Annotated in this window: 30 protein-coding genes; 23 read left to right on the top strand and 7 right to left on the bottom strand. The window is 65.8% G+C overall.

The genetic code is table 11. From position 1 onward, the window contains the following. Nucleotide 1 precedes the first annotated feature (1 nt). Both LZ519_RS09915 and LZ519_RS09910 read left to right on the top strand, forming a co-directional pair. The gene (locus tag LZ519_RS09915) at nucleotides 2–772 is read left to right on the top strand and encodes a histidine phosphatase family protein (protein ID WP_249868511.1); all 771 of its coding nucleotides are present in this window, start codon (nucleotides 2–4) and stop codon (nucleotides 770–772) included. After that, a complete protein-coding gene (locus tag LZ519_RS09910) occupies nucleotides 769–1,635 on the top strand; it encodes an NAD(P)H-hydrate dehydratase (RefSeq protein ID WP_249868510.1) in 867 nt (288 codons plus the stop codon). Before LZ519_RS09915 ends, LZ519_RS09910 begins: the two co-directional genes overlap by 4 nt. Here LZ519_RS09910 and pyk read toward each other — a convergent pair. Further along, a complete protein-coding gene (gene pyk, locus LZ519_RS09905) occupies nucleotides 1,632–3,098 on the bottom strand; it encodes a pyruvate kinase (protein WP_249868509.1) in 1,467 nt (488 codons plus the stop codon). The two genes, LZ519_RS09910 and pyk, sit on opposite strands and share 4 nt — an antisense overlap. Nucleotides 3,099–3,220: 122 nt before the next feature. On the opposite strand from pyk, the gene LZ519_RS09900 reads away from it, so the two are divergent. From LZ519_RS09900 to ruvA, 4 genes are read left to right on the top strand one after another with little or no spacing between them, the layout of a single operon-like run. Continuing rightward, nucleotides 3,221–3,460: a DUF2312 domain-containing protein gene (locus LZ519_RS09900; RefSeq protein WP_249868508.1), complete on the top strand. Its 240-nt coding sequence runs from the start codon at nucleotides 3,221–3,223 to the stop codon at nucleotides 3,458–3,460. A 14-nt stretch (nucleotides 3,461–3,474) separates the two neighbouring features. After that, the gene (locus LZ519_RS09895; RefSeq protein WP_249868507.1) at nucleotides 3,475–4,218 is read left to right on the top strand and encodes a YebC/PmpR family DNA-binding transcriptional regulator; all 744 of its coding nucleotides are present in this window, start codon (nucleotides 3,475–3,477) and stop codon (nucleotides 4,216–4,218) included. Continuing rightward, nucleotides 4,215–4,706 carry a crossover junction endodeoxyribonuclease RuvC gene (gene ruvC / locus LZ519_RS09890; RefSeq protein ID WP_249868917.1) on the top strand — a complete coding sequence of 164 codons (492 nt, stop codon included), beginning with the start codon at nucleotides 4,215–4,217 and terminating at the stop codon, nucleotides 4,704–4,706. The genes LZ519_RS09895 and ruvC overlap by 4 nt, the downstream gene beginning before the upstream one ends. 4 nt (nucleotides 4,707–4,710) lie before the next feature. Then, nucleotides 4,711–5,301: a Holliday junction branch migration protein RuvA gene (gene ruvA, locus LZ519_RS09885; RefSeq protein ID WP_249868506.1), complete on the top strand. Its 591-nt coding sequence runs from the start codon at nucleotides 4,711–4,713 to the stop codon at nucleotides 5,299–5,301. Between the two features lies 1 nt (nucleotide 5,302). Here the strand turns inward: ruvA and LZ519_RS09880 are convergent, their stop codons facing one another. Then, nucleotides 5,303–6,430 (bottom strand): dipeptidase, encoded by a 1,128-nt coding sequence (locus LZ519_RS09880; protein ID WP_249868505.1) that lies wholly within the window; start codon nucleotides 6,428–6,430, stop codon nucleotides 5,303–5,305. A gap of 62 nt (nucleotides 6,431–6,492) precedes the next feature. On the opposite strand from LZ519_RS09880, the gene ruvB reads away from it, so the two are divergent. The 5 genes from ruvB to LZ519_RS09855 are packed head-to-tail and all read left to right on the top strand — an operon-like array spanning nucleotide 6,493 to nucleotide 11,016. Then, entirely contained in the window at nucleotides 6,493–7,536 is a 1,044-nt protein-coding gene (ruvB, locus tag LZ519_RS09875) for a Holliday junction branch migration DNA helicase RuvB (protein WP_249868504.1), read from the top strand. Further along, nucleotides 7,533–8,687, top strand: coding sequence for a DUF3089 domain-containing protein (locus LZ519_RS09870; RefSeq protein WP_249868503.1), 1,155 nt, complete (start codon nucleotides 7,533–7,535; stop codon nucleotides 8,685–8,687). The genes ruvB and LZ519_RS09870 overlap by 4 nt, the downstream gene beginning before the upstream one ends. A gap of 43 nt (nucleotides 8,688–8,730) precedes the next feature. Continuing rightward, the gene (locus LZ519_RS09865) at nucleotides 8,731–9,186 is read left to right on the top strand and encodes a YbgC/FadM family acyl-CoA thioesterase (RefSeq protein WP_249868502.1); all 456 of its coding nucleotides are present in this window, start codon (nucleotides 8,731–8,733) and stop codon (nucleotides 9,184–9,186) included. Further along, nucleotides 9,183–10,499, top strand: a complete 1,317-nt coding sequence (tolB, locus tag LZ519_RS09860) for a Tol-Pal system beta propeller repeat protein TolB (RefSeq protein ID WP_249868501.1) — start codon at nucleotides 9,183–9,185, stop codon at nucleotides 10,497–10,499. Before LZ519_RS09865 ends, tolB begins: the two co-directional genes overlap by 4 nt. 4 nt (nucleotides 10,500–10,503) lie before the next feature. Beyond that, nucleotides 10,504–11,016: an OmpA family protein gene (locus LZ519_RS09855; protein ID WP_249868500.1), complete on the top strand. Its 513-nt coding sequence runs from the start codon at nucleotides 10,504–10,506 to the stop codon at nucleotides 11,014–11,016. A gap of 3 nt (nucleotides 11,017–11,019) precedes the next feature. On the opposite strand, the gene LZ519_RS09850 is transcribed toward LZ519_RS09855, so the two are convergent. Next, the gene (locus LZ519_RS09850; RefSeq protein WP_249868499.1) at nucleotides 11,020–11,319 is read right to left on the bottom strand and encodes an SEL1-like repeat protein; all 300 of its coding nucleotides are present in this window, start codon (nucleotides 11,317–11,319) and stop codon (nucleotides 11,020–11,022) included. 72 nt (nucleotides 11,320–11,391) lie between these two features. Next, nucleotides 11,392–12,246 carry a pantoate--beta-alanine ligase gene (gene panC / locus LZ519_RS09845; RefSeq protein ID WP_249868498.1) on the bottom strand — a complete coding sequence of 285 codons (855 nt, stop codon included), beginning with the start codon at nucleotides 12,244–12,246 and terminating at the stop codon, nucleotides 11,392–11,394. A gap of 78 nt (nucleotides 12,247–12,324) precedes the next feature. Here panC and LZ519_RS09840 point away from each other — a divergent pair, with 78 nt between their 5' ends. After that, entirely contained in the window at nucleotides 12,325–13,113 is a 789-nt protein-coding gene (locus tag LZ519_RS09840) for a division plane positioning ATPase MipZ (RefSeq protein ID WP_249868497.1), read from the top strand. Nucleotides 13,114–13,145: 32 nt separating this feature from the next. Further along, a complete protein-coding gene (gene pgmG / locus LZ519_RS09835) occupies nucleotides 13,146–14,525 on the top strand; it encodes a phosphoglucomutase/phosphomannomutase PgmG (protein ID WP_249868496.1) in 1,380 nt (459 codons plus the stop codon). A 5-nt stretch (nucleotides 14,526–14,530) separates the two neighbouring features. Here the strand turns inward: pgmG and LZ519_RS09830 are convergent, their stop codons facing one another. After that, nucleotides 14,531–15,085 carry a hypothetical protein gene (locus LZ519_RS09830; RefSeq protein WP_249868495.1) on the bottom strand — a complete coding sequence of 185 codons (555 nt, stop codon included), beginning with the start codon at nucleotides 15,083–15,085 and terminating at the stop codon, nucleotides 14,531–14,533. Between the two features lie 147 nt (nucleotides 15,086–15,232). Here LZ519_RS09830 and LZ519_RS09825 point away from each other — a divergent pair, with 147 nt between their 5' ends. Further along, entirely contained in the window at nucleotides 15,233–16,207 is a 975-nt protein-coding gene (locus LZ519_RS09825; protein ID WP_249868494.1) for a L,D-transpeptidase family protein, read from the top strand. Here the strand turns inward: LZ519_RS09825 and LZ519_RS09820 are convergent. Further along, nucleotides 16,204–17,211, bottom strand: a complete 1,008-nt coding sequence (locus LZ519_RS09820; protein ID WP_249868493.1) for a ligase-associated DNA damage response exonuclease — start codon at nucleotides 17,209–17,211, stop codon at nucleotides 16,204–16,206. The genes LZ519_RS09825 and LZ519_RS09820 overlap by 4 nt on opposite strands. Before the next feature lie 54 nt (nucleotides 17,212–17,265). Here LZ519_RS09820 and LZ519_RS09815 point away from each other — a divergent pair, with 54 nt between their 5' ends. Genes LZ519_RS09815 through pdeM form a run of 5 tightly spaced genes read left to right on the top strand, consistent with a single transcriptional unit; the run spans nucleotide 17,266 to nucleotide 21,308 of the window. Then, nucleotides 17,266–17,445, top strand: a complete 180-nt coding sequence (locus tag LZ519_RS09815) for a hypothetical protein (RefSeq protein WP_249868492.1) — start codon at nucleotides 17,266–17,268, stop codon at nucleotides 17,443–17,445. After that, the gene (locus LZ519_RS09810) at nucleotides 17,442–19,850 is read left to right on the top strand and encodes a ligase-associated DNA damage response DEXH box helicase (RefSeq protein ID WP_283937499.1); all 2,409 of its coding nucleotides are present in this window, start codon (nucleotides 17,442–17,444) and stop codon (nucleotides 19,848–19,850) included. The genes LZ519_RS09815 and LZ519_RS09810 overlap by 4 nt, the downstream gene beginning before the upstream one ends. Nucleotides 19,851–19,896: 46 nt before the next feature. Continuing rightward, a complete protein-coding gene (locus LZ519_RS09805; RefSeq protein WP_249868490.1) occupies nucleotides 19,897–20,178 on the top strand; it encodes a hypothetical protein in 282 nt (93 codons plus the stop codon). Next, nucleotides 20,179–20,628 (top strand): 3'-5' exonuclease family protein, encoded by a 450-nt coding sequence (locus LZ519_RS09800; protein ID WP_249868489.1) that lies wholly within the window; start codon nucleotides 20,179–20,181, stop codon nucleotides 20,626–20,628. Between the two features lie 17 nt (nucleotides 20,629–20,645). Then, nucleotides 20,646–21,308, top strand: coding sequence for a ligase-associated DNA damage response endonuclease PdeM (pdeM, locus tag LZ519_RS09795; RefSeq protein WP_249868488.1), 663 nt, complete (start codon nucleotides 20,646–20,648; stop codon nucleotides 21,306–21,308). Here pdeM and LZ519_RS09790 read toward each other — a convergent pair. After that, entirely contained in the window at nucleotides 21,305–21,553 is a 249-nt protein-coding gene (locus LZ519_RS09790; protein ID WP_249868487.1) for an aminotransferase class IV, read from the bottom strand. The two genes, pdeM and LZ519_RS09790, sit on opposite strands and share 4 nt — an antisense overlap. Nucleotides 21,554–21,629: 76 nt before the next feature. Here LZ519_RS09790 and LZ519_RS09785 point away from each other — a divergent pair, with 76 nt between their 5' ends. From LZ519_RS09785 to plsX, 4 genes are all read left to right on the top strand, one after another. Further along, a complete protein-coding gene (locus LZ519_RS09785; protein WP_249868486.1) occupies nucleotides 21,630–22,889 on the top strand; it encodes a dipeptidase in 1,260 nt (419 codons plus the stop codon). Continuing rightward, complete coding sequence (locus LZ519_RS09780; protein WP_249868485.1) at nucleotides 22,886–23,548, top strand: MBL fold metallo-hydrolase; 663 nt, start codon at nucleotides 22,886–22,888, stop codon at nucleotides 23,546–23,548. Before LZ519_RS09785 ends, LZ519_RS09780 begins: the two co-directional genes overlap by 4 nt. A 134-nt stretch (nucleotides 23,549–23,682) precedes the next feature. After that, complete coding sequence (rpmF, locus tag LZ519_RS09775) at nucleotides 23,683–23,862, top strand: 50S ribosomal protein L32 (protein ID WP_249868484.1); 180 nt, start codon at nucleotides 23,683–23,685, stop codon at nucleotides 23,860–23,862. A gap of 27 nt (nucleotides 23,863–23,889) precedes the next feature. Next, nucleotides 23,890–24,939 (top strand): phosphate acyltransferase PlsX, encoded by a 1,050-nt coding sequence (plsX, locus tag LZ519_RS09770; RefSeq protein ID WP_249868483.1) that lies wholly within the window; start codon nucleotides 23,890–23,892, stop codon nucleotides 24,937–24,939. Nucleotides 24,940–24,941: the final 2 nt, after the last annotated feature.

Genomic DNA, 24,941 nt, shown 5'->3' with positions numbered 1-24,941 from the left:
CATGAAACAGCGGCAACATTGGCCGGCGAAGATGTGGCTTGTCCGGCACGGGCAAAGCCAGGGCAATGTCGCGCGCGACCTCGCCGACGAGTCCGGCCAGCACGAAATCGCGATCGACGTGCGCGACGTCGATGTCCCCTTGTCCGACCTTGGCCGCCGCCAGGCCAGGGCAGCGGGAGACTGGTTCGCGTCGCTTCCGCCTGAGGAGCGTCCCGAAGTCATCCTTTGCTCGCCCTATTCGCGGACTCGCGAGACGGCGAAGATCATCTGCGAGGCGGGCGCCCTTTCCGGGGGGCCGCAGCGGCCGGTCAGCGACGAGCGGCTTCGCGAGCGCGAGTTCGGAGTGTTCGACCGCCTGACAACCGCGGGGATTCGCGCCCGCTATCCAACCGAGGCGGCGCACCGCGCGATGCTCGGCAAATTCTACCATCGGCCGCCCGGCGGAGAGAGCTGGGCCGACGTCATCCTCCGGCTTCGGTCGATGCTCAACACGATCAACCTTCATTATTCCGACCGCCGCGTTCTGGTCATCTGCCACCAGGTCGTCGTCCTGTGCTTCCGCTACATCCTCGAAGGCCTGGAGGAGCAGGAGATCCTCAAGATCGACCGCGAGTCGGAAATCCTCAATTGCGGGATCTGCAGCTACGATTTCGAGCAGGACGAGGAGGGACTCTGCGCGCCGATGCTGGCGATGTGGAACTACCCAGCGCCGGTGGAGGCGGAGAAGGCCCCGGCAACCAGCGAGCCCGACCAGGTGACCGGCACGCGATGAGCGAGATCGAGCTTAACCGCGCGATGCTCAAAGATCGCGCGCTGCCGGCTCACTCCGACGGCGGGAAGGACGATCACGGACGGCTGCTGATCATCGCGGGGAGCCGCGAGGTGCCAGGTTCGGCTTTGCTCTGCGCTCGCGCGGCGTTCCGCAGCGGCGCCGGGAAAGTGCGAATTGCGACCGTCGAAAGCGTCGCTCCGGCGATGGCGCTGCACATGGTCGAGGCGCTGATCGTTCCGCTCGCCGAGGACAAGGACGGCGGCTGCGCCCGCTCCTGCCTCGACAAGGTGCGCGAGGAAGTGGAGCGCGCCGATGCGATCCTGGCCGGGCCGGGAATGCGGGAGGGCAAAGTCGCGACGGAGATCGCCACGATCGTGGTCCAATCGGCAAAGCCCGCCGTACTCGACGCCGGCCTGCTTCACGGCCTCCCGTCGATCGCCGAAGAATGCCGCAATTCGAAGGGGCCGCTGCTCCTCTTGCCCCACTCGGGTGAGCTGGCCGCGCTCCTTGATACCTCCGAGGACGAGGTTGAAAGCGATCCCGTTGCCGCCGCCCACAAGGCCGCCGAGCGCTTCGGCGGATTCGTCCTGGCCAAGGGCGCAGTGAGCCATATCGCCTCCCCCCAAGGCGACAGCTTCGTCTATCGCGGCGGAGCGCCCGGGCTCGGAGTGGCAGGCAGCGGAGACGCGCTGGCAGGTGTCGCAGGAGCCCTTCTCGCTCGCGGAGCCGACCCGTTGACAGCCCTGCTGTGGGCCGTCCTTCTTCACGGCGAGGCCGGTGAAATGCTGTCGGCGAAGATCGGGCCGGTCGGCTTTCTCGCTCGCGAGCTGGCCGACGAAATCCCGGCGCTTCTCGCCCGCTAGGACTTGGCGGCCTCGTGCCGTTCGAGCTCGTCGCCGACCAGCCGGACGACATGGATCACGTTGGTCGATCCGGAAATTCCGAACGGAACTCCGGCCATCAGCACCAGCCGCTCGCCGCCTTTGGCGATATGGTGGCGAAGCGCCATTCGCTTCCCCTTGGCGACCATCTCCTCGAAGTTTTCGACGTCGCGGGTTCGGACCGCATGCACGCCCCACAATAGCCCAAGCCGCCGCGCGGTCACTTGCGAGGAGGTCATCGCGAGCAGTGGGACCGCGGGCCGTTCGCGAGCGATCCGCCGCGCGGTCGATCCGGAGCTGGTGTAGCAGACCATCGCCCGCGCCGAGACGGTGTTGGCGATCTGCCGCGCCGACCCCGCAAGCGCATCGGCGGTGGTCGGCTCAAGGTGAGTCTTCGTGAAATGGACCCGCGCCGGATAGACGGGATCGCTCTCCACGCTCTGCGCGATGCGGTCCATCATCTGAACCGCTTCGCACGGATATTGGCCAGTCGCACTCTCCGCCGACAACATGACCGCATCGGCACCGTCGTAGATCGCGGTCGCGACGTCGCTGACCTCGGCCCGCGTGGGCGTCGGCGAGCTGACCATCGATTCGAGCATCTGCGTCGCGACCACCACCGGCTTGCCGAACTGCCGGGCGGCGGCGACGATCTTGTTCTGGAGCGGCGGAACGTCTTCCGGCGGAAGCTCGACTCCAAGGTCGCCGCGCGCGACCATGACCCCGTCGGAAAGCTCGATGATGTCGTTCAGTCGATCGATCGCCGCCGGCTTTTCGATCTTGGCCATCAGCGATGCTTTCTCGCCGATCAGCTCGCGAGCCTCGGCAACGTCTTCAGGCCGCTGCACGAACGACAAAGCGATCCAGTCGGCCTTCTGCTCGAGCGCGAACTGAAGGTCGGCCTTGTCCTTGTCGGTGAGCGCCGGGATCGGAACGACCACGTCCGGAACGTTCACGCCCTTGTGGTCGGAGATGGTGCCGCCCACCATAACCTCGGCGGTGATCTGCCGGTCCTGGGCCTCGATCACCTTCAGGCGGATCTTGCCGTCGTCGACCAGCACCCGGTCGCCCTTGCCGATCGCTTCGAACAATTCGGGATGGGGAAGCTCGACTCGTCCCGAGCCGCCAACCTTGCGGTCGCGGTCGAGGATGAACCGGTCGCCCTTGACGAGCTCGGCGGATCCGCCCTCGAAATTGCCGACCCGGAGCTTTGGCCCCTGAAGGTCGAACAAGATCGTCGTCGCCCGGTGAAATTCCTTTTCAAGCCCGCGTATCGCCTCGACCAGCTTGGCCTTCTGCGCGTGCGTTCCGTGGCTCATGTTGATCCGGAACGCGTCCACTCCGGCGAGCATCAGCCGGCGGATCATCGAAGCGCTGCTCGATGCCGGGCCGAGAGTCGCCAGGATCTTCACCTTTCGCAGTCGCGGCTTCAGGGCGTCGCTCATCCGGTCCTTCCGTGGCCTGTGAGGAGCGGCAATAGCGGCTGGAAGTTCCGGTTCAACCGGCTTGAGCGTCTGCTCCGCCTCGCCTAGACGCTTGGGCGAATCTGAAACCAGCGGAGTATCAAATGGCGGACGGCACCGTCGCAGCCGATCAGCTGCGGCTGTTCATCGAGCGCATCGAGCGGCTCGAGGAAGAAAAGAAGGCAATCGCGGACGACATCCGCGACGTCTATTCCGAAGCCAAGGCCAACGGCTATGATCCCCGGATCATGCGGATGGTCGTTCGCCTGAGGAAGATGGAAACGCATACGCGGCAGGAGCAGGACGCGATCCTCGAAACCTATCGCACGGCCATCGGCTGCTAAGCTAAGGAACGGCGATGGCGGGGCACTCCAAATATAAGAACATCATGTACCGCAAGGGCGCTCAGGACAAAAAGCGCTCGGCGATGTTCTCGAAGCTGTCGCGCGAAATCACCGTCGCCGCGAAGATGGGCCTGCCCGATCCGGAAGCGAATGCGCGTCTCAGGGCCGCCGTCATCGCTGCCCGCGCCCAGTCGATGCCCAAGGACAATATCCAGCGCGCGATCGAAAAAGCGTCGGGCAACGACGCCGAGAATTACGAGGAAATCCGCTACGAAGGGTTCGGCCCAGGAGGGGTCGCGCTGATTGTCGAGGCGCTGACCGACAACCGCAACCGGACCGCGACGAACGTCCGCACCATCTTCTCGAAGAACGGCGGCAACCTGGGCGCGTCGGGCTCCGTCAGCCACGGCTTCGAACGGCTGGGCCTGATCGAATATCCGGCGAGCACCGGCGACGCCGACAAGGTGCTTGAGGCCGCGATCGAGGGCGGCGCGGAGGACGTCGAGTCCGACGATGACGGCCATCGCGTCTGGACCAGCGTCGACGACCTGCACAGCGTCGCCAAGGCGCTGGAAGGCATGCTTGGCGAAGCGGAGAGCATCAAGCTCGCGTGGAAGCCGCAAACCGAGGTCGAGGTCCGCGGCGAGGACGCCCAGCAGCTTTTGAAGCTGATGGATTCGCTCGACGAGGACGACGACGTGCAGACCGTCTGGGGCAATGAGAAAGTCCCCGACGAGGAGCTGGAGAAGCTCGGCTGATCATCCTCGGACTTGACCCCGGGCTTGGAACCACCGGCTGGGGGCTGATCCGCGCGGAAGGCAATCGCCTTTCCCATCTCGCCAACGGCCAGCTCAAGACGAATGCGTCAACACCGCTGCCCGAACGCCTCGCCAACCTCGCCGCCCAGCTCGAGGCGCTCCTCGCCGAGTACCGGCCGGATGCGGCCGCGGTCGAGGAAGTCTTCGTCAACAAGAACCCGCAATCGACGCTAAAGCTCGGCCAGGCGCGCGGAGTCGCATTGATGTGCGCCGCGCGCTCCGGAATCGCCGTCGGGGAATATTCTCCGAGCATCGTCAAGAAGGCCGTTGTCGGCACCGGCGGAGCGGAAAAAGCGCAGGTTCACGCGATGGTCGGCCGGCTTCTTCCCGGTGCCAGCATCGCCGGCCCCGACGCCGCCGACGCGCTCGCAGTCGCAATCACGCACGCCCACCACTTGGCGAGCAAGCGGGCGGGCATTACGCGTTGACCGGATGATCGCCCGCCTGTCCGGAACCTTGGCCGAAATCGGCGCCGATACTGCGGTGATCGACGTGGGTGGGGTCGGCTATCAGGTGCACGCGTCGGCGCGGACTCTCGACGCGCTCGGGCCGGTTGGCGGCGACGTCCTGATCCTGACCGAGCTTCAGGTGCGCGAGGATGCCTGGACCTTGTTCGGCTTCGGCACTGCGGCCGAACGCGACACATTTCGAACCCTCACCAGCGTCCAGGGGGTCGGCGGCAAGGTCGCGCTGGCGATCCTGTCGGCGCTCTCGCCCGACGAGCTGGCCCGGGCGGTCGCCCAGGAGGACAAGGCGATGATCGGTCGCGCCAATGGCGTCGGCCCCAAGCTAGCCGCGCGCATCGCCAACGAGCTTAAGGGAAAGCTTGGGCCCGTCGGCCTCGGCGGAGGAGCGCCGGCCCCGCGCGCAGGTGCCGCCGCGGACGCCCTCTCGGCCCTCGCCAACCTCGGCTTCAAGCCGGCCGACGCGAGCGCCGCCGTCAACGCTGCTCAGGATGAACTCGGCGCGGACGCGACCCTCGACGCACTTGTCCGGCTAGCCCTGCGGAAAGCAGCGAAATAGCTCAGCCGTTCCACGCGTCGCGATAGACGCGCAGGAAATTGCCGCCGAACAGCTTGTCGAGCCGAGCCTCGGTCCAGCCACGTTTCTGCAAGTCGGACGCGAGGCGGCGGTACCGGTCCACGCTGTTGTAATCGGCGACCATCGGCCAGACGTTCAGCCCCTCGCCCGGCGCCGCGATACCCGCGTCCATCCGCTGCTTCGCCCATTCGTTGAGCTTCCGCGTCGCCTCGGGACCCGTATCCTGCGGCAGCACGCCATTGTCGCTGCCCAGGCCGACATGATCCTCGCCCGCGACATTCGCCACATGCTCGATGTGCGCGACCAGGTCCGATCCCTTGGGATGACTGTCGAGCGTCAAGAACGGCATGAAATAGACGCCGACGACGCCGCCCTTGTCGGCAACCGCCTTGATCGTCTCGTCCGACGTGTTGCGCGGGTGGTCGGCGAGCGCCCGGGCGCCCGTGTGGCTGATGACCAGCGGCCGCTTCGCATAGGCAGCGGCTTCCGCCATCGTCCGCGCGCCGCCATGCGACAGGTCGAGAAGCAGCCGTTCCTTTTCGATCCGGTCGATCGTCGCCTTGCCCAGCTTCGTAAGGCCGCCGTTTCGCGGTTCCAGCGAGCCGTCGCCGGCGAGGTTGCCGTTATTGTAGGTCAATTGGACGGTCATCACGCCGTCCTTCTTCATCTGCGCCAGACGGTCGAGATCGCCGCCGATCATCGACGTGTCCTGCGTCCCGATCACGACGCCGAACTTCTTCTCGCGCTTCGCCTTGAGGATGTCGGCGGCCGTGCGGACGAGAATCAGCCGGTCGGGGTTGGCGGCAAGGACCTGCTGCTTGATCCCCATGTCCTTCTGATAAGCGGCCCACGGATCGGGGACGTTGCCGACGGGCATCACCGTGTCGCGCAGCACCGTCACCCCGCTGGCGGCCATCTCGGCCCAGGCGCGGTCGCTCAGCCGAATGGCATCATCCGGCCCGTAAGGATCGCCGAGCCCGCCCAGGGCGTCGATGACGATTGCACGGTCGTACCAGCCGCCCGAGCTGGCCATTCGCGCTTTCGCAAGCACCGGCGCAGCGACGATCGTCGCCACCGCCCCGGCCATCATCGTGCGTCGGTCGACCTGCATCGCTTTGCCCCCATCGCTCGTGCTTCTTGTCGAGAGCCAATGCATCTGCGAATCAGGCGTGGATGGCAACCGACCCCGCGCGGATCACCAGCCCAGAGCGAACGAGCGAGGACGCGGACACCGCGCTCCGCCCGAAGACCCTCGACGAGTTCATCGGCCAGAAGGCGGCGCGGGAGAACCTCCGGGTCTTCGTCCATGCGGCCAAGGCGCGCGGCGAAGCGCTCGACCATGTGCTTCTCCACGGCCCGCCGGGCCTCGGAAAGACGACTCTTGCCGGGATCCTTGCCCGCGAGATGGGCGTGGGATTCCGGGCCACTTCCGGCCCGGTGATCGCCAAGTCCGGCGACCTCGCGGCCTTGCTTACGAACCTCGAGGACGGCGACGTGCTGTTCATCGACGAGATCCACCGGCTCAATCCCGCGGTCGAGGAAGTGCTCTATCCGGCGATGGAGGATCGGGCTCTCGACCTGATGATCGGCGAAGGTCCGTCCGCCCGCTCGGTTCGGATCGACCTTCCGCGCTTCACTTTGATCGGAGCGACGACCCGGCAGGGCTTGCTGACGACTCCGCTTCGGGACCGCTTCGGGATCCCGGTCCGGCTCAACTTCTATTCGGTCGAGGAGCTGGAACAGGTCGTACGCCGAGCCGCCCGGCTGCTCGGAGCCGACGTCACCGACGACGGCGCGCAGGAAATCGCCAAGAGGTCGCGCGGCACTCCGCGGATCTCGGGCCGACTCCTTCGCCGGGTCCGTGACTTCGCCCATGCCGCGGGATCGGACACCGTGGATGCGAAAGTCGCCGACGCTGCGCTATCACGCCTCGAGATCGACGCGCTCGGCCTCGACGCGATGGACCGTCGCTACCTGACGATGATTGCCGACCTCTACGGCGGAGGACCGGTGGGGATCGAGACTCTCGCCGCGGGCTTGAGCGAACCGCGCGACACGATCGAGGACGTCATCGAGCCGTTCCTCATTCAGCTCGGCCTAATCGCCCGGACTGCACGAGGACGCTGCCTCAACGGCCGCGGCTACGCCCATCTCGGGCTGCCAGCACCCAAGGGCGGCCAGACCGGCCTGTTCGACGTGGAGAGTGGACCCAAGTGATCGGCAATTTTTTCGGAAGCCTGCTTGCGGCACTTGCTCCCGGACAGCCGGCGCAGGCTCAGCCGGCCGCGGTGAACTATGGGCTGGAGCGCAACTGGATATGCCTTCCCGGGCGAAAGGACACCTGCTCGACCCCGATCGCCACGACCGCTCTCAACGCCAACGGTTACGGCTCCACCGGCAAGAGCAGCGTCGCGGAAAAGCCGGCGGTCGACTGCTTCTACGTCTATCCGACCGTTTCGGCCGACCAGGGGGTCAACAGCGACCTCAAGCCGAGCGAAGAGATCGGCGCGACGCAATCGCAGTTCGCCCGCTTCTCGTCGGTCTGTCGAACCTTCGTCCCGATCTATCGGCAGATGACGCTGGGAGCTGTGGGCGTCGCAATGGCCGGCGGCGACGTCCGCAAGGCGGGCGAGCTTGCCTATTCCGACGTCGCGAACGCGTGGCGCACCTATCTCACGCAACACAACAAGGGCCGCCCGTTCGTTCTGATCGGCCACAGCCAGGGATCGCTGTTGATCCAGGAGCTGATCAAGCGCGAGATCGAGGGCAAGCCGGTCGCCAAGCAGCTGGTTCGGGCGATCATTCCCGGATTCAACGTCTTTGTGCCCCAGGGAAAGCTGGTCGGCGGCACCTTCAAGTCGACGCCTTTGTGCAGCCGATCGGGCCAGACCGGCTGCGTGATGACCTGGACCAGCTATCGCGAAGGCAGCCAGCCACCCGAATCCGCGATGTTCGGCTGGGCACCGCCTGGGATGACGGTGGCCTGCACCAATCCTGCGAACCCGGGCTCCACGAAATGGGAGCCGCTGGACGGCTATTGGAACACGAAATCCTCCTATCCGGTGCTTGGCGGACCCATCGCATGGTCGAGCGAAGGCGCGGCGCCGACGGCCTATGTGCGTACTGAAGGGCTGGTGGAGGCCCGCTGCGTGAACGACGGGCGCCGAGGGTATCTCTCGCTTCGAACGGTGAAGTCGGCCGGGAGCAAGCGAACCGATCGCATCCCCGGCGAGGTTGGAGTGCGCGGGCTCTTCCTTCCCGGTTGGGGAATGCACCTGGCCGACCTGTCCGCAGGCCTCGGCGACCTCGTCCGCGAGATCGGCGAGCTTGCGTCTCGATCCAAAGCAGCGTCCCGACCGGCGCATTGACCGCGTTTGACCATGCGAGTCCCGGCTCGCTACAGCGCCGCCGGTGACCAGCGAATTCGACCGGCCCTATCGCGGCGGCTTTGTAGGCGGCCAGCATCGCTTTGCCCTGACCGTCTATTTCGAGGACACCGACACCGCCGGCATCGTCTATTACGCCAACTACCTGAAATTCATGGAGCGGGCGCGGTCGGACATGATCCGAGCTTGCGACATCGACCTTGCAGCCGAGCTACGGTCCAGCGGCCGGACCTATGCGGTCGCCGAAGTCGCGATCAAATATCGCAAGCCCGGCTATCTCTACGACGATCTCGTCGTGGTCAGCACGGTCGAGCAGGTGCGGGCGGTCTCCGTCACGATTCAGCAGACAGTCATGCGCAAGGCTGAAATATTGGCGGACGCCACGGTTACGGCCGCGTTCCTGACCTCCGACCAGCGGCCGCAGCGCCAGCCGATCGAATGGGTCGAACGCTTCCGGCAGATTGCAGACATGGGGAAATGACCATCAGCTTCTCGAGGACCGCGCTTCTGCTTCCGCTTCTGATTTTGGCCGGCACCGCTGCCGAGGCCCAGAATGCCGCGCCGACCGCCACGGTGATCGCAATCCCGCCGCTCGCGACCGCGAAGAACGTCGACACCGACGCGGGAACGACGACCTGGGGGCTGGCCAACCAGATTTCGGATTTGATCATCGCCGACTTGAAGTCGACCGATGCCTTCATCGTCGCCGACGTGAGCAAGGTGCGAATTCCCTCCTATCCGGAAGTGACCGCGCCGGCTTATTCGCAGTGGCGCTCGGTCCATGCGAAGCTGCTCCTGTCGGGCTTCGTCAACGCTCGCGACGACGGGCGGCTGACGGTTGGCTGCTATGTCTATGACGTTCAAACGGGCCGTGAGCTTGCACGGCAGGGTTTCGCCGTCTCCCCGAACGAATGGCGCAGGGCCGCGCATCGCTGCGCCGACGCGGCCTACGTGAAGGCGTCGGGCAAGACGCCGCAGTTCGACAGCCGGATTGCCTATATCGCCGAAAGCGGCCGTCCTGAATCGCCGACCAAGCGGCTTGCGATGATGGATTTCGACGGCGCCAACCACATCTTCCTCACCGACGAGCAGGTGACTGTCCTCACCCCGCGCTGGTCGCCGAAGGCGGACCGAATCGCCTATGTCAGCCTGAGCGGCGGAGCGCCGCAGGTACGGATCGCCGATGTCTCGAACAGCGCCGACCGGCCTCTGCTTCCCCCCGGATCGGTCAGCTTCGCGCCAGCATTCTCGCCCGATGGGCAGCGGATCGCGCTGACGATTTCGCTCAACGCCAACGCCGACATCTATGCGGTGCCCGTGGAGGGCGGCGGCCCCCAGCGCCTGACCGCTTCGCCCGCGATCGACACCAGCCCCAGTTTTTCGCCCGACGGAAGCCGGATCGTGTTCATCAGCGACCGTTCCGGGTCTCCGCAGCTCTATGTGATGGACTCCGACGGATCGAACCAGCGGCGGATCAGCTTCGGCGGCGGCGACTATGGCTCACCGGCCTGGAGCCCCGATGGCGAGCGGATCGCCTTCGCCCGGTCGCAAGGGCCGCTGTCGGCGGTCGGATCGATGGCGGTGGACGGCTCGGACGAGCGCATCGTGACCAGGGGCCCCAACGACGAAGAGCCGGCGTGGAGCCCGGATGGCAGCCGGATCGTGTTCCAGCGGCAGGATCCCGCGACCCGCCGGACAGCGCTCGCGATGGTGCCGGCAGCGGGCGGCGAGGTTCGCAGCGTCCTCACGCCGCAGGGCGCGTCCGATCCCAGCTGGGCGGAAAGGCAGGAATAGGCCGATGCGACACTCGAAACTCCTCCTGCTCGCCGCCGCTCTGCTTTCGGGCAGCGCCGTCGCCGAAGCGCAGGTGCGCTTTCCCGTGATCATCCCGCTCGGACGCTCGCAGCCGGCGCCGCCTCCGGGCATGGCTCCGGCGCCGATGGGTTCGCCGGCGATGCTCCAGTCGGACCTAGTGATGAAGGCGGGCGGCGACACCGTTTATTTCTCGGCGCATGGCGCAACGCTCGATGCGATTGCGACCGCTAGTCTCGCCGCGCAGGCCCGCTGGCTTCTCGCCAATCCCTTTGTACGGGTTCGCCTGGAGGGTCATGGCGGAGCCAATGACAGCCGCGACTATGCGCTGGCGATCGGTGACCGGCGGGCCAATGCGGTTCGCGATTTCCTGATTTCCCAGGGCGTCGCCCCGCCACGGATTTCGACGAGCAGCTGGGGCAAGGAGCGCCCCGGCACGGTGCGGATCGGAACTTCGATCGTGGCCACCGGTCCGCGGGTAGTCACGACCGTCGAATAGGATTTACGCGGCGTAGCGCTGCTGGGTCGAACCAAGCCAGGCTCGCGCCTGGCGCTGCGCCTCGGCGATCTCGCGGGCGGTCATCTCGACCGCGATCTCGGCCCTGCACTCCTGCCCGCGGGTCGATCCCGACAAAGCGGCGAGGTTGAACCATTTGTGCGCCTCGACCAGGTCGACCTGCATCCCGCCGCGACCCGTCGAATAGGTGATCCCGAGCTCGAAGAGCGCATCCACGTCACCGCGTTCCGCATCGGCAATGCGGCTGCGGATCAGGAATTCCTGCGCTTTCTGACTGATCGCCATGTTGGCAAACTCCCCCTGTTTCCCTGTTGAGAGGAGTTTCGGCGTCCATTCCCGAAGAAATGGTTAACGCGGTTAACCTTGTTGTGGCGAGTCGACCGGAACGTTGTCGATCAGGCGGGTCTTTCCCATCGTCGCTGCGGCGATCAGGCGCATTCGGCCGGCGGGCGAGTGAAGCGGTTCGAGGCTGGCTTCGTCGACCAATGCGACATAATCGATAGGCGCGAAGCCGGCATCGTTTAGCGCCCGCCTCGCGTCCTGGATCGCGCCGTTCACCGGCTGTCCCTGCTCGATCGAATCGGCTGCCTGTTCGAGCGCTTTCGACAAGGTCGTCGCCCGTATCCGCTCGTCGGGCGACAGATATGCGTTTCGCGAAGACAGAGCGAGGCCGTCCCCGTCGCGCATGGTCGGCACCGCGACGATCTCTGCGCCCATATCGAGATCGGCGACCATCCTGCGGATCACCGCAAGCTGCTGGAAATCCTTTTCGCCGAACAGCGCGACTTCGGGTCGGACGGCGTTGAGCAGCTTGGCGACGACCGTGGTCACCCCGTCGAAATGGCCGGGCCTGGCCTCCCCTTCCCAACGAGTGGTGAGTCCGGCGACCGAAACCCTGGTCGAGAATCCCGCCGGATACATCTGTTCGGGCGTCGGCGCCCACAGCAGGTCGCAACCTGCCTGCTCCAGCGCCTTCGCATCCTCTTTTTCCTGCCGTGGATAGCGGTCCAGGTCCTCGCCCTCCCCGAACTGCATCGGGTTGACGAAGATCGTCGCGACGACCCGGTCGGCCTGCCGCTTCGCTTCAGCGACCAGCGACAGGTGGCCGGGATGGAGCGCGCCCATCGTCGGCACCAGCGCAACTCGCTTCCCGCCGGCTCGCAGGGCGACGAGGGCGCTTCCCAGCTGCCGTTGGTCACGGATTGTTTGCACCGCGGATTCGCCTCCGGTAAGCTCTCGTTCGGGGCCGCGCTTCTCCGCGCGGTAGGGATCGAATTCAAGGGGGCGGGCATGAGCCAGCCGCATTTCATCGTCTTCGCCAACGAAAAGGGTGGCACCGGCAAGTCGACGACGGCGGTCCACACCGCCATCGCTCTCGCGGCAATGGGCAGCCGCGTCGCGGCTCTCGATCTCGACAGCCGGCAGCGGACGATGACTCGTTATCTCGAGAACCGCGATTCGACGATGCGGCGGTTGGAGACCGAGCTTCCGCAGGCGCGCTACGAGGTTCTCGAAGATGGAGCCTCGCTCGACGAAGCGCTCGCCCGCCTGTCGGCCGATGCCGACGTGATCGTGATCGACACGCCCGGCCGCGACGATCCGGTGGCCCGCGCCGCGATCCTCAAGGCGGACACCCTCGTCACCCCGATGAACGACAGCTTCGTCGACCTCGACCTGATCGGCCAGGTGCATCCGGAAAATTTCAAGGTCACCAAGCCGAGCTTCTACGCGGAGCTCATCTGGAACAGCCGCACCCAGCGCGCCAAGGCGACCGGCAAGAGCGTCGACTGGGTCGTTCTGCGCAATCGACTTCAGCACATCGACTCGCACAACCTTCGCCGCGTCGGCGCAGCGCTCGACGAGCTCGCGCGCAGGGTCGGCTTCCGGGTCATCCCGGGCCTTGGGGAGCGTGTCGTTTACCGGGAGCTCTTCCCCAAGGGGCTCACGCTTCTCGACCTCGGGCAATTGGGCGAGGTCGGAATCGGCCACATCACGGCCCGGCAGGAGCTTCGCGAGATGGTCTCCGGCCTCGGCATCCCGGGGGTCGACGAGCAGCAGAAGGTGGCCGCCGCCGGTTGAACCATATCGCTGCCGCTGCGTAAGGCAGCTCGATGACCCACGCATTCAACCCCACCATCCTTCGCGAATATGACGTTCGCGGAATCGTCGGAAAGACTCTCACCAGGGAAGACGCCTGGGCGCTTGGGCGAAGCTTCGGCTCACTTGCCGGCGACGAAGGCGCAAGGACGATCGCGGTCGGCCGCGACGGCCGCCTCCACTCGCCGGAACTCGAAGGCGCGCTCGTCGACGGACTGATGGAGAGCGGTCTCAACGTGGTGCGCATCGGCGTCGGCCCGAGCCCGATGCTCTATTACGCGACCGAAGTCCTAGGCGTTCAGGGTGGAATCCAGGTCACGGGAAGCCATAATCCGCCCGAATATAACGGCTTCAAGATGCTCCTGAACGGCCGGTCAGTCTTCGGCGAGGAGATCCAGGAGCTCGGCCGCCGCTCCGCCGCCGGCGCCTGGAGCGACGGGACCGGCACGGCCGAGCATGCAGACGTGCTGGACTCCTATGTCGATCGGCTGGTTCAGGGCTTCCGTGGGCGTGGCTATCGCGTCGGCTGGGATCCGGGCAACGGAGCAGCCGGAGCGGCCGTCGAGAAGCTCGTTAAGAAACTGCCCGGCGAGCATTTCGTGATCCACTCCCGGATCGACGGCACCTTCCCCAACCACCACCCGGACCCCACCGTCGAGGCCAATCTAGCCGACCTGAAAGCGCTGATGAGCGACAATAAGCTCGACATGGGCTTCGCCTTCGACGGAGATGCCGACCGGATCGGCGCGGTCGATTCCAGCGGCCGGGCGATCTGGGGCGACCAGCTGCTGATGATCCTTTCCGCGCCGGTGCTGAAGGAGCTTCCGGGCTCGACCATCATCGCCGACGTCAAGGCGAGCCAGATCCTGTTCGACCGGATCGCCGAGCTAGGCGGCGAGCCTTTGATGTGGAAGACCGGCCACAGCCTGATCAAGTCGAAGATGAAGGAAACCGCCGCGCCGATCGCCGGTGAGATGAGCGGCCACATCTTCTTCAAGCACCGCTGGTACGGCTTCGACGACGCGCTCTACGCCGCTGTCCGGATGATCGAGGCGGTCGGGGAATCCGGCAGGAGCCTGACCGAGCTGATGGACGAAATGCCAAAGTCCGTCGCCACGCCCGAGCTTCGCTTCCCGGTCGATGAGAGCCGCAAGTTCGCAGTCGTCCGCGAGGTTCTGGAGCGCCTCCGGTCGGACGGCGCGACCGTCAACGACGTCGACGGAGCGCGCGTCAACACGCCTGACGGCTGGTGGCTCCTGCGCGCGTCGAACACTCAGGACGTGCTGGTGGCGAGAGCGGAGGCGAAGGACCAGGCCGCACTCGATCGCCTAGTCGCCCAGCTCGACGAGCAGCTTGCAAAGTCAGGCGTGGAGCGCACCGACGCCGCGCACTGAAGCGCTCAGGCAGTAAGCACGACGACGATCTCGGCATCCCTTGGCGAGCTCTCCTCGACGCGAATGGGATCTTCGGAAACCGCGATTCGCGCAGGGCTCACGCCGTCCGCGATCAGCGTGCCGCGTATCTGCATTGCCCTCGGCTGCTCCAGTTCCGGCTCCGTGACTCCGCTTTCAAGAAAGATCCTCGCGTCCAGCGCCTTCACGTGGGTCATCATGTCGGCGATCGCCGAGACCCTTTGCAGCCCTTCGGGGCTCAGCGTGGCGGTATGAGCAGCGAAGGTTCGGGTGCCCAGCTCGAAAGCCCTGGAATTGCCCAATCCGGCATGAAGCCAGTGGACGATACGGTTCGCCGCCGATCCGTGCTCGAGAAGGAGCGCGTGGCCCCCAATATCAACAATTTCATCTTCGCTGTGAGCGCTCGGCTCGGCGACCGTCGATTCAGGCGTCAACGCCACGACCGATGTCCACGCCGTGAGCGCGATCATCGCGACGATGACCAACACCAGGGCAGCCACCGCGCGCTTTGCATTTCGATTGAGGGACAGGGCTCGCGCCATGCCGTTTCATTGAAGCGAATGCACACCTCGTCACATCGGGGTTTCACTGGAGTGGACGCGGTCCGCTGCCCTACTGGCTATCGAACCAGCGGACATCAGCATTTATCCCAACTGACTTCCTTCACTCGGCGGACCAACGCTTGGCCGATGAAGCAGCTCATCCTCGCGCCCGTCCTCGGCGCCCTCATGATCGGCTCCGGCCCGGCATTGGCCCAGCAAGTTGCACTGAACGGACGCCCGGTCATCGAAGCCGCCCAGCAGCTGAAGAGTGGCGAATTTCTCTGGGCGCCCGAGCTCAGCCCCGAAGGGCCTGGGCTCGTGATCGTGAATCTGGAAACGCAACGCGCCGTCCTGTTCCGCAACGGCGTTCCGATCGCGGCATCGACCGTCTCCACCGGCTCCAAGGGGCACGAAACCCCGACCGGCGTCTTCACCATCCTCCAGAAGAACGCAAAGCACTTCTCCAGCACCTACAACAATGCGCCGATGCCGAACATGCAACGGCTGACGTGGAAGGGCATCGCCCTGCATGCGGGAAAGCTGCCGGGCTATCCCGCGTCCCACGGCTGCATTCGCCTTCCCCACAAATTTTCCGAGCTTCTGTTCGGCGCGACGAAGCTCGGAATGACCGTCGTCATCACCAGCATACCCGCCGTGCCCCACGACTCCGCCACTCCCGGCATCATGGAAGCAAGTCCGGAATCCACGCAGCAGCTCGCCAATGCCGGGTTCCAATGGCACCCCAGCCGTTCATCGGGCGGGTTGGTCTCGGTCGTGATCAGCGCTGCCGACCAGCGCGCGATCGTCATGCAGGACGGGGCCGAAATCGGCTCGGCGCCGGTTCGCGTGGACGGGCCGCTGGACGGCGGAATGGCCTATGTCCTGGAGGCGTCGGACAATGAAGAGATCCGCTGGAAGAAGCTGCAATTCTCCGGGACCGGCGGTGGGATGGAAGTGGGAGAGGGCGAGGGCCAAAGGTTCGACGCGCCTCTGGCATTCCGTCGCGACCTGAAGACCCTGCTGAGGCCCGGTAGCGTCATCATCGTCACACCTGAATCGCTCAAGGCCGGCAGCCCCGGCAGCCCGCTCGATGTCATCAAGGAAGAGGGAAGCGGCGGCTAGCCGTCGTCCTCGTCCTCATCCTCGTAGCCCACCAGATTAAGCTCGCACGCCTTGATCTGGTGGGTCATGCACCAATGCTTGAGCGCTTCCTCGCGGCCGTGGGTGATCCACACCTCATTGGGCTCCAGCTCCCGGACCGTGCACGTCAGCTCGTCCCAGTCGGCATGATCGGAGATGACCAGCGGAAGCTCGACGTTCGCCTGCCGCGCGCGCTGGCGGATCCGCATCCAGCCTGACGCCATCGCCGTCACCGGGTCCGGGAGACGTCGCGACCAGCGGTCGTTCAACGCTCCGGGCGGAGCGAGGACGATCCGGCCGCGAAGCTCGTCCTTCGTCGCACCCGTCGCCGGGCGAAGTTCGCCGAGCGCAACGCCATGCTCCTCATAGAGCGCGCACATCTTCTCGAGCGCGCCGTGGATGTAGATCGGTTCTTCGTGCCCTCTTCGGCGCAGCTCGGCGATGACCCTTTGCGCCTTGCCGAGCGCATAAGCGCCGACCAGCACGCAGCGGCTTTCGTCCGAATGGAGTCGGTGGAGAAGCCGGTCGATCTCGCCGCCGGTGTCAGGGTGATGAAACACCGGCAGGCCGAACGTCGCTTCGGTGATGAACACGTCGCATGGGACGGGCACGAACTCGTGGCAGGTCGGGTCCTCGCGGCGCTTGTAATCGCCCGAAACAACGATCTTTTCGCCCTTGTACTCCAGGACAATTTGCGCCGAGCCGAGCACGTGACCGGCGGGAACGAAGCTTACGTCGACTTCGCCCACCCGGACGGTCTCGCCATAGGCTGACGGCTGCCCGTTCTGCACGCCGTAGCGGAGCCCCATGATCGCAAGCGTTTCGGGCGTGGACAGCACCCCCCCATGGCCGCCGCGCGCATGGTCGCCATGGCCATGAGTGATCAGCGCCCTCGGCTTGGGCTGCGAGGGATCGACCCAGGCGTCGGCGGGGCGCACATAGATGCCCTCGGGAAAGACCTCGATCCAGGAACCCAAACGCGCCATTGCGAGCTATAGTAACCGACAACGACGCTCGGTTCCGTTCGAGAAGGAGGAAGCATGGACAAAGTCTGGTGGTGGGTAATGGACATCATCCTCCCCGTGGTGCTGCTGCTCGCGCTCATCTGGCTGGTTTTCCTCCGGCGCTCGAAAGGCTCCGACAAGACCACCTATGACGCGACCAAGGCTGGCTATGCCGAGGAAGAGGAGCGCCGCCGCGAGGGGACCGACGGCCTCTGAGCGCGCTTCCACCAGTCGTCCAAAGCTGGTTCGACTCGAAAGGCTGGCGGCCGCGTCGGCACCAGTTGGAAATGCTGGAGGTTGCCGGCCGCGGGCGTGACGCATTGCTCGTCGCCGCGACCGGGTCGGGAAAGACTCTCGCCGGCTTCCTTCCGGCGATCTGCGACCTCGCCGAGAATCCCGCCGAGGGCCTGCACACGCTCTACGTCTCGCCGCTGAAGGCGCTTGGCGTCGACGTCCAGCGCAACCTGCTGGGCCCGATCGGCGAAATGGGCGTCGACATTCGAGTCGAAACCCGCAGCGGCGACACGCCCTCCGACCGCAAGGCAAGGCAGCGGGTCCGTCCGCCGCAGATCCTGCTGACGACGCCTGAATCCCTCAGCCTGCTCCTGAGTTATCCCGACAGCGCGACGATGTTCGCGAACCTGAAGACCATCGTCATCGACGAGCTCCACGCTTTCGCGAGGGAGAAGCGCGGGGACCTGCTGTCGCTCTCCATGGCCCGGCTCCAGGCGCTCAGCCCGAAGCTCCGGCGAGTCGGCCTGTCGGCGACGATAGCCGATCCCGACGCCTACCGGACTTGGCTGGCGGCCAACGGGGATGCCTCGCGCGTCGAGCTGGTGATGGGCGAGCCCGGCGCCGAGCCTCACCTCGAAATCCTGATTCCGGAGAGCAAGATCCCGTGGGGAGGCCACAGCGGCCGGCACGCCGCGCGCGAAGTGATGGAGCTGATCGAGCGCCACAAGATGACGCTCGTCTTCTGCAATACGCGAAGCCTTGCCGAGCTCATCTTCCAGGATCTGTGGGCGGTGAACGACAATGCGCTTCCGATCGGGATCCACCACGGAAGCCTGGCGCTGGAGGCTCGCCGCAAGGTTGAGGCGGCGATGGCAGTCGGCCGGCTCCGCGGGCTCGTGGCGACCGCCAGCCTCGACCTCGGAATCGACTGGGGGGACATCGACCTGGTTGTCCAGATGGGCGCTCCCAAGGGCAGCTCGCGCCTCCTCCAGCGGATCGGCCGGGCCAACCACCGCCTCGACGAGCCGAGCGAGGGAGTCCTCGTTCCCGGCAACCGCTTCGAATATCTCGAAGGCCGCGCAGCGCTCGACGCTATCGAAGCGGGCGAGCTCGACCCCGAAATCTTCCGCCCCGGAACCCTGGACGTGCTCGCCCAGCACATCCTGGGGGTCGCGTGCGCCGAGCCGTTCGACCCCGATGAGCTACTCGCCGAAATCCGCTCGGCTTCGCCATACTCCGGCCTCAAGCAGGAGACGTTCGAGGAGGTCCTGAGCTTCATCGCCACCGGCGGCTATTCGCTCAAGGCCTACGACCGCTTCCGCCGGCTGGTTCAGGATCCCGACGGCCGGTGGCGACTGGCTCGCCCCCCGGTCGCGCAGCAGCACCGGCTAAACGCCGGCGTCATCGTCGAGCAGCCGCTCCTAACCGTCCGGTTCCGCGGCGGCCGCAAGCTCGGGACGATCGAGGAAGGCTATGCCTCGACGCTCGCCCCAGGCGACCACTTCTATTTCTGCGGGCTGAGCCTCGAGGTCGAGCAGTTCAAGGACACGGACATCATCGTCCATGCGTCGTCCAAGCCGGCGCGGATCGTCACTTACGGCGGCCAGCGGATGAGCATGTCCACCCACCTCGCCAACCGGGTCCGCGAGATGCTGGCCGACCGCAACGACTGGCGCCGATTTCCCGACGACGTCCGCGAATGGCTGGAAGTGCAGGATCGACGGTCGCGGACACCGGAGCCGAACGAGCTCCTGGTCGAAACCTTCCCGCACGAGAAGCTGCACTACATGGTCGCCTACAGCTTCGAAGGCTGGAACGCGCACCAGTCGCTGGGAATGCTGATCACCCGCCGCATGGAAAGTGCCGGGCTTAAGCCGATGGGCTTCGTCGCCAACGACTACGGGCTCGCCTGCTACGGGCTCGAGCCGATCACGGACCCCAAAGCGCTATTCTCCCCCGACATCCTCGAACGCGAGTTCATCGAATGGGTCGAGAACAGCTATTTGCTCAAGACCGCCTTCCGCGAGGTCGCGGTGATCGGCGGACTGGTCGAGCGCCAGCATCCGGGCCGGCGCAAGACGGGGCGCCAGGTCAGCTTCTCGACCGACCTGATCTATGACGTTCTTCGCAAGTACGAGCCGCAGCACCTGCTTCTCCGCGCCGCCTGGGACGATGCCCGCGCGAGGATGACGGAGCTCGGCCGCCTGGTGCGCCTGGTCGACCGGGCGGCGGCGACGATGGTCCACGTCGAAGCGGAGCGGATCACGCCGATGGCCGTGCCGTTGATGGTGATCGTCGGCCGCGAGGCCCTGCCGTCCGGAGCGGAGGCCGATGAGTCGTTGCTCGTGCAGGCGGAACAGCTCGCCGATGCCGCTATGCAATTGTGACGATTAACGATTGCGGTGCTGACTCGCATCTGCGAGTTTCGCCGCGATGAAGAAGCTCGCTATCCTACTCCTTCTGCCGGCGCTCGGCGGCTGCATTGCAAAGGCGGTCGTCGACACCGCGGTCAGCGCGGTCACCCTTCCTGTGAAGGTCGCCTCCAAGGGCGTCGATCTCGCAACCACCAGCCAGGCCGAAGCCGACCAGAAGGCCGGGCGGGAGCTTCGCAAGGCCGACGAGCAGAGGGGCCGTGAGGCTCGCGCGATGGCGGACCGCTGCCAGCACGGCGCGGCGCTTGCCACGGACCAATGCTCGGCAGCGCAGCCGAGATAGGTGCGCTACTTCCTCGACACCGAATATAATGGGAATTGCGGCGCTCTCCTGAGCCTTGCGCTCGTCCCCGACGACGGCGAAGAACTCTACGTCACGCTCGCTACCGACGAGCCGATCGTCGAATGGGTCCAGCGGCATGTCGTCCCCTATCTCGACACGGTGCCCGAGCAGCTGACCTGTCCGCGCCTCAGCCGGAGCGACGCCGCCGGCGCGGTCGAGCGCTATCTTCGCCACGACGATGAGGCCGTCATCATCGCCGACTGGCCGGAGGACATCGCCCAGTTCTGCAACCTGATGATCACCGGCGCCGGGGACATGATTGACGTTCGCGACGTCACCTTCCGGCTTCTGCCGCTGAGCAATTTCAGCACGGCGGCGAACAGCAAAGTGCCGCACAACGCGCTCCACGATGCGCGTTCGCTCCGAGACCACTATCGGAGCATGGAATAGCGCTCTAAAGCTTGGCGATGGTTCCCCTTTCGTTCGCAGGCGAAACGTTCGTCCCCTCTGCTGCCGGCACGCTTTTCTGGCAGGCGCGTCAGGCGCTGCTCGTGGCCGATCTGCACCTGGAGAAAGCGAGCTGGTTCGCGCGGTTGGGGCAGCTTCTTCCACCCTATGATTCCCATGCGACCCTGACGGCGCTATCGGCGGAAGTCGAGCGGACCGGCGCAACCCGCCTCTATTGCCTCGGCGATAGCTTCCACGACCGCTTCGGCTGCGACCGGCTCCCGGCCCAGTCTCGCGAGCTTCTCCTCGACCTCACCAGCCGCCTCGACTGGACCTGGATCGTCGGGAACCACGACCCGAGCTTCGCCGATCATTGCGGCGGCACCGTCGTCGAGGAAGTCGAGATCGGCGCGATCCTCCTTCGCCACGAGGCTCGACCCGACGAGGTTCGCGCCGAAATCTCCGGCCATTTCCACCCCAAGCTTCGGCTGAGCATGAACGGGCGGCGGATTTCGCGCCGCTGCTTCGTCGCCTCCGATCGCAAGCTGATTCTTCCGGCATTCGGATCGCTGACCGGCGGCCTCGACGTTCGCCACCCGGAGATCGTTCGGGCGATCAGCGGCGAAGCCGTCGCTCTCGTTCCCATCGCCGACCGGCTGCTTCGATTCCCGATCGCCGCTTAGCCGCAGGTCTTCAGTTCGATGGCGATCGCGCCGCTTGGCGACAGCAGCAGCCGCGCCTTGCCGGCCGTGGTCTTCCCGAAGGTCGCCGCCTGGAGCTCGTTGCGGGCGGCGTGGCGGTCGAACTGGAAGCCCGCCGATGCGGCCTGCGACTTCAACCGGTCGAGATGCTCCTCGAGATTGGCGATCCCTTCCTCGGGATCGAAGTCCATCACTTCCTCGAGGTCGCGCCCCCCACTTCCAATCATGCGCCAACCATTGCCGCCCAGCAGCTTCGACACAAGCCCAATTGAACGTGTCGCTTACTGCTTTAAACCCGCCGCCATGACATACATGCCATTCCTCATCGCCGCCGCCGCCCTCGCCATTGCTTCAACGCCGGTTGCCGCGCAGCCGATCGACGCCAAGACGATGGCGCGCATCGATCGGATCCTTAAGCGCACGCCGCTGATCGACGGGCACAACGATATCGCCGAGCAGTCGGCGGAAAATTACAAGCGCAGCGTCGAAGGGCTCGCGAGCGGTACCGACCAGCGCCAGCCTCATCCGCTGATGACCGACATGGCGCGCCTTCATCAGGGGCGCGTGGGCGGCCAGTTCTGGTCCGTCTACATCAATGGCACCGTCACCGGCGACGAAGCGATCCGGCAGACGATCCAGCAGATCGATGTGGTCCGGCGGATGATCGAGGCCTATCCCAATGACCTTGAGCTGGCCGGCACCGCCGACGACATCGTCCGGATCCATCGCAAGGGCAAAATCGCGTCGCTGATCGGGGTCGAGGGCGGGCGCCAGATCGGCGGCTCCCTCGCTGCGCTTCGCCAGTTCTATAATCTCGGCGCGCGCTACATGACATTGACCCACAACCAGACGACGGAGTGGGCGGACAGCGCCACCGACGATCCCAAGTATGACGGGCTCATCCCGTTCGGAGAGACCGTCGTCCACGAGATGAACCGGATCGGCATGCTCGTCGATCTCAGCCACGTGGCTCCCGCGACTATGAAGGATGCGATCGGCGCGAGCCGCGCACCGGTGATCTTCTCGCACTCGTCGGCGCGCGGCGTCGGCGGCCACCCGCGCAACGTCCCCGATGATGTCCTTCGGCTGCTACCGGCCAACGGCGGCGTGGTGATGGTGAACTTCGTGCCCTCCTTCCTTTCCGATGCGGTGTGGAACTGGGGCGCCGAGCGCAGCGGCGAGGAAGCCCGGCTGAAGGCGATCCATCGCGAAAGTGAGGCGGCGGTCGAGGCGGGGCTCAAGGCGTGGGAAGCGGCTCACCCGGAGCCGGTCACCACGGTAGCCGACGTCGCAAACCACATCGATCATATCGTTGCCGTCGCGGGCCACGATCATGTCGGCATCGGCGGCGATTTCGATGGAATCGATTCCACGCCCGAGGGCCTGAACGGCGTAGAGGATTATCCGAACCTCTTTGCCGAGCTGATCCGGCGCGGCTGGTCCGACAAGGATCTTGCCAAGCTCGCCGGCGGCAACGTGCTCCGAGTGCTGCGCCAGGCAGAAGCGACCGCTCGATCGATGAAGGACGAGCCGCCGGTGATGGCCGAGTTCGACGAGAAATGAGCGAGCCTCCGCTAAAGGCCGCCATCACTCCCGTTACGCCGCTCCAGCAGAATTGCACTTTGCTGTGGTGCACGAAGACGATGCTTGGTGCCTTCGTCGATCCCGGCGGGGATCTTCCGCGCCTGAAGGCCGCGGCCGCCCAGGCGGGCGTGACGATCGAGAAGATCCTCCTGACCCACGGCCACATCGACCATGCCGGAGAGGCGGGCATCTTCGCGAAGGAGCTCGGAGTGCGAATCGAAGGACCGCACGAGGAAGATCGCTTCTGGATATCGCGCCTGGACGACGACGGCCGACGCTGGGGCCTCCGCGGTGTGCCGTTCGAGCCCGACCGCTGGCTCCAAGACGGCGATACCGTCACGGTCGGCGAGCTGGTGCTCGACGTCCGCCACTGCCCCGGCCACACTCCGGGCCACGTCGTCTTCCACCATCCGCAGTCGAAGCTGGCGATCGTCGGGGACGTGCTCTTCAAGGGCTCGATCGGCAGATGGGACTTTCCCATGGGCAATCACCAGCAGCTGGTCGATTCGATCACGAATAAGCTATGGCCGATGGGCAACGACACCGCCTTCGTGCCCGGCCACGGACCGATGTCGACCTTCGGGCATGAGCGGCAGACCAACCCGCTGGTGGGTGATTCGGTGCTCGCCGCGGCCTAGCTACCCTTGCAACGGCTGCTCCACGCGCTATAGGAGCCGCGGTTCGCGACGATCCGGCCGCCGCCGCGGAGTAATCCGCTGGAAATCGGCGCAGATCGTCGCCAATTTTTTTACGAAATCATACAGGTGCCGCAATGGCTGTCCCCAAGAGAAAAACTTCGCCCTCCAAGCGCAACATGCGCCGCAGCCATCATGCGCTTGAAGCCAAGCAGTTCCAGGAGTGCCCGAACTGCGGCGAGCTCAAGCTGCCGCACAACCTGTGCTCGGCCTGCGGTCACTATAACGGCCGCGAGATCGTCAAGGACGAGGCTTAAGTCACGAGCGCGGAAGGGCCTGCACTAATGGACGCAGCGCCTCGGATCGCCATTGACGCAATGGGTGGAGACAGCGGCCCGGCGGCGATGATCGCCGGCATCGCTCGAGCGCTCCGCCGCGACTCCGCCCTCCGCTTCCTCGTCTTCGGCGACGAAAGGGTGATCGCTCCGGAGCTTTCGAAGCATTCGGCCATCGGCGATGCGGTCGAAATCCACCACACGCCCGAAGCCATCGCGGCGACGGAAAAGCCGAGCCAGGCCATCCGCCGCGCCCGCACCACTTCGATGGGAATGGCGATCGCGGCGGTGAAGGACGGGCTCGCCGACGCAGCGGTTTCCGGAGGCAACACCGGCGCACTGATGGCGATGTCGAAGCTCGCGCTCCGCACCATGCCCGGGATCGACCGGCCCGCCCTCGCGGCCCTACTGCCGACCATGGGCGACACCGACGTAGTCATGCTCGACCTCGGCGCTAACACCGAGTGCGACGCCCAGAATTTGGTCCAGTTCGCCGTCATGGGCGCGGCCTATGCCCGCTGCGGACTCAAGATCGACAAGCCGAGGGTCCGGCTCCTCAACATCGGTACGGAGGAGCTGAAAGGCACCGACGAGCTCAAGGAAGCCGCGGCGCTGCTTCGCGAGGCCGATTATCTGCCTCTGTCGTTCGACGGATTCACCGAGGGCGACCAGCTGTCACGCGGCAATATCGATGTCGTCGTCACCGACGGCTTCTCCGGCAATATCGCGCTCAAGACCGCCGAGGGCACCGCCCGCTTCGTCACCGACCTCCTTCGTCGCGCCTTCAAGAGCTCGCTCCGGTCGAAGGCGGGCTTCGCTTTGTCCCGCCCGGCGCTGAACCTGCTCAAGGTCCACCTCGACCCGAACAACCACAATGGCGCGGTCTTCCTCGGGCTCAACGGCCTCGTGGTCAAAAGCCACGGCGGAGCGAGCCCGAAGGGCGTCGCCAACGCGATCAGGGTCGCCGACCGGATGGTCCGTAACGACATCACCCGGAAGATCGGCGAGGATCTCGACGACTTCCGCGCCCACGCCTTCAACCACGAGGCAGCGGAGTGACG

This window comes from Sphingomonas anseongensis (assembly GCF_023516495.1).
Classification (GTDB): Bacteria; Pseudomonadota; Alphaproteobacteria; order Sphingomonadales; family Sphingomonadaceae; genus Sphingomicrobium; species Sphingomicrobium anseongensis.
This window is presented reverse-complemented; position numbering and strand designations above follow the sequence as displayed.

What these genes read in the sequence shown, in the direction of transcription:
- LZ519_RS09915 (WP_249868511.1), top strand. Translation starts at nt 2, where the DNA reads ATGAAACAGCGGCAACATTGGCCGGCGAAGATGTGGCTTGTCCGGCAC.
- LZ519_RS09910 (WP_249868510.1), top strand. Translation starts at nt 769, where the DNA reads ATGAGCGAGATCGAGCTTAACCGCGCGATGCTCAAAGATCGCGCGCTG.
- pyk (WP_249868509.1), bottom strand. Translation starts at nt 3,098, where the DNA reads ATGAGCGACGCCCTGAAGCCGCGACTGCGAAAGGTGAAGATCCTGGCG.
- LZ519_RS09900 (WP_249868508.1), top strand. Translation starts at nt 3,221, where the DNA reads ATGGCGGACGGCACCGTCGCAGCCGATCAGCTGCGGCTGTTCATCGAG.
- LZ519_RS09895 (WP_249868507.1), top strand. Translation starts at nt 3,475, where the DNA reads ATGGCGGGGCACTCCAAATATAAGAACATCATGTACCGCAAGGGCGCT.
- ruvA (WP_249868506.1), top strand. Translation starts at nt 4,711, where the DNA reads ATGATCGCCCGCCTGTCCGGAACCTTGGCCGAAATCGGCGCCGATACT.
- LZ519_RS09880 (WP_249868505.1), bottom strand. Translation starts at nt 6,430, where the DNA reads ATGCAGGTCGACCGACGCACGATGATGGCCGGGGCGGTGGCGACGATC.
- ruvB (WP_249868504.1), top strand. Translation starts at nt 6,493, where the DNA reads ATGGCAACCGACCCCGCGCGGATCACCAGCCCAGAGCGAACGAGCGAG.
- tolB (WP_249868501.1), top strand. Translation starts at nt 9,183, where the DNA reads ATGACCATCAGCTTCTCGAGGACCGCGCTTCTGCTTCCGCTTCTGATT.
- LZ519_RS09855 (WP_249868500.1), top strand. Translation starts at nt 10,504, where the DNA reads ATGCGACACTCGAAACTCCTCCTGCTCGCCGCCGCTCTGCTTTCGGGC.
- LZ519_RS09850 (WP_249868499.1), bottom strand. Translation starts at nt 11,319, where the DNA reads ATGGCGATCAGTCAGAAAGCGCAGGAATTCCTGATCCGCAGCCGCATT.
- LZ519_RS09840 (WP_249868497.1), top strand. Translation starts at nt 12,325, where the DNA reads ATGAGCCAGCCGCATTTCATCGTCTTCGCCAACGAAAAGGGTGGCACC.
- pgmG (WP_249868496.1), top strand. Translation starts at nt 13,146, where the DNA reads ATGACCCACGCATTCAACCCCACCATCCTTCGCGAATATGACGTTCGC.
- LZ519_RS09830 (WP_249868495.1), bottom strand. Translation starts at nt 15,085, where the DNA reads ATGGCGCGAGCCCTGTCCCTCAATCGAAATGCAAAGCGCGCGGTGGCT.
- LZ519_RS09825 (WP_249868494.1), top strand. Translation starts at nt 15,233, where the DNA reads ATGAAGCAGCTCATCCTCGCGCCCGTCCTCGGCGCCCTCATGATCGGC.
- LZ519_RS09820 (WP_249868493.1), bottom strand. Translation starts at nt 17,211, where the DNA reads ATGGCGCGTTTGGGTTCCTGGATCGAGGTCTTTCCCGAGGGCATCTAT.
- LZ519_RS09815 (WP_249868492.1), top strand. Translation starts at nt 17,266, where the DNA reads ATGGACAAAGTCTGGTGGTGGGTAATGGACATCATCCTCCCCGTGGTG.
- LZ519_RS09805 (WP_249868490.1), top strand. Translation starts at nt 19,897, where the DNA reads ATGAAGAAGCTCGCTATCCTACTCCTTCTGCCGGCGCTCGGCGGCTGC.
- pdeM (WP_249868488.1), top strand. Translation starts at nt 20,646, where the DNA reads ATGGTTCCCCTTTCGTTCGCAGGCGAAACGTTCGTCCCCTCTGCTGCC.
- LZ519_RS09790 (WP_249868487.1), bottom strand. Translation starts at nt 21,553, where the DNA reads ATGATTGGAAGTGGGGGGCGCGACCTCGAGGAAGTGATGGACTTCGAT.
- LZ519_RS09785 (WP_249868486.1), top strand. Translation starts at nt 21,630, where the DNA reads ATGACATACATGCCATTCCTCATCGCCGCCGCCGCCCTCGCCATTGCT.
- LZ519_RS09780 (WP_249868485.1), top strand. Translation starts at nt 22,886, where the DNA reads ATGAGCGAGCCTCCGCTAAAGGCCGCCATCACTCCCGTTACGCCGCTC.
- rpmF (WP_249868484.1), top strand. Translation starts at nt 23,683, where the DNA reads ATGGCTGTCCCCAAGAGAAAAACTTCGCCCTCCAAGCGCAACATGCGC.
- plsX (WP_249868483.1), top strand. Translation starts at nt 23,890, where the DNA reads ATGGACGCAGCGCCTCGGATCGCCATTGACGCAATGGGTGGAGACAGC.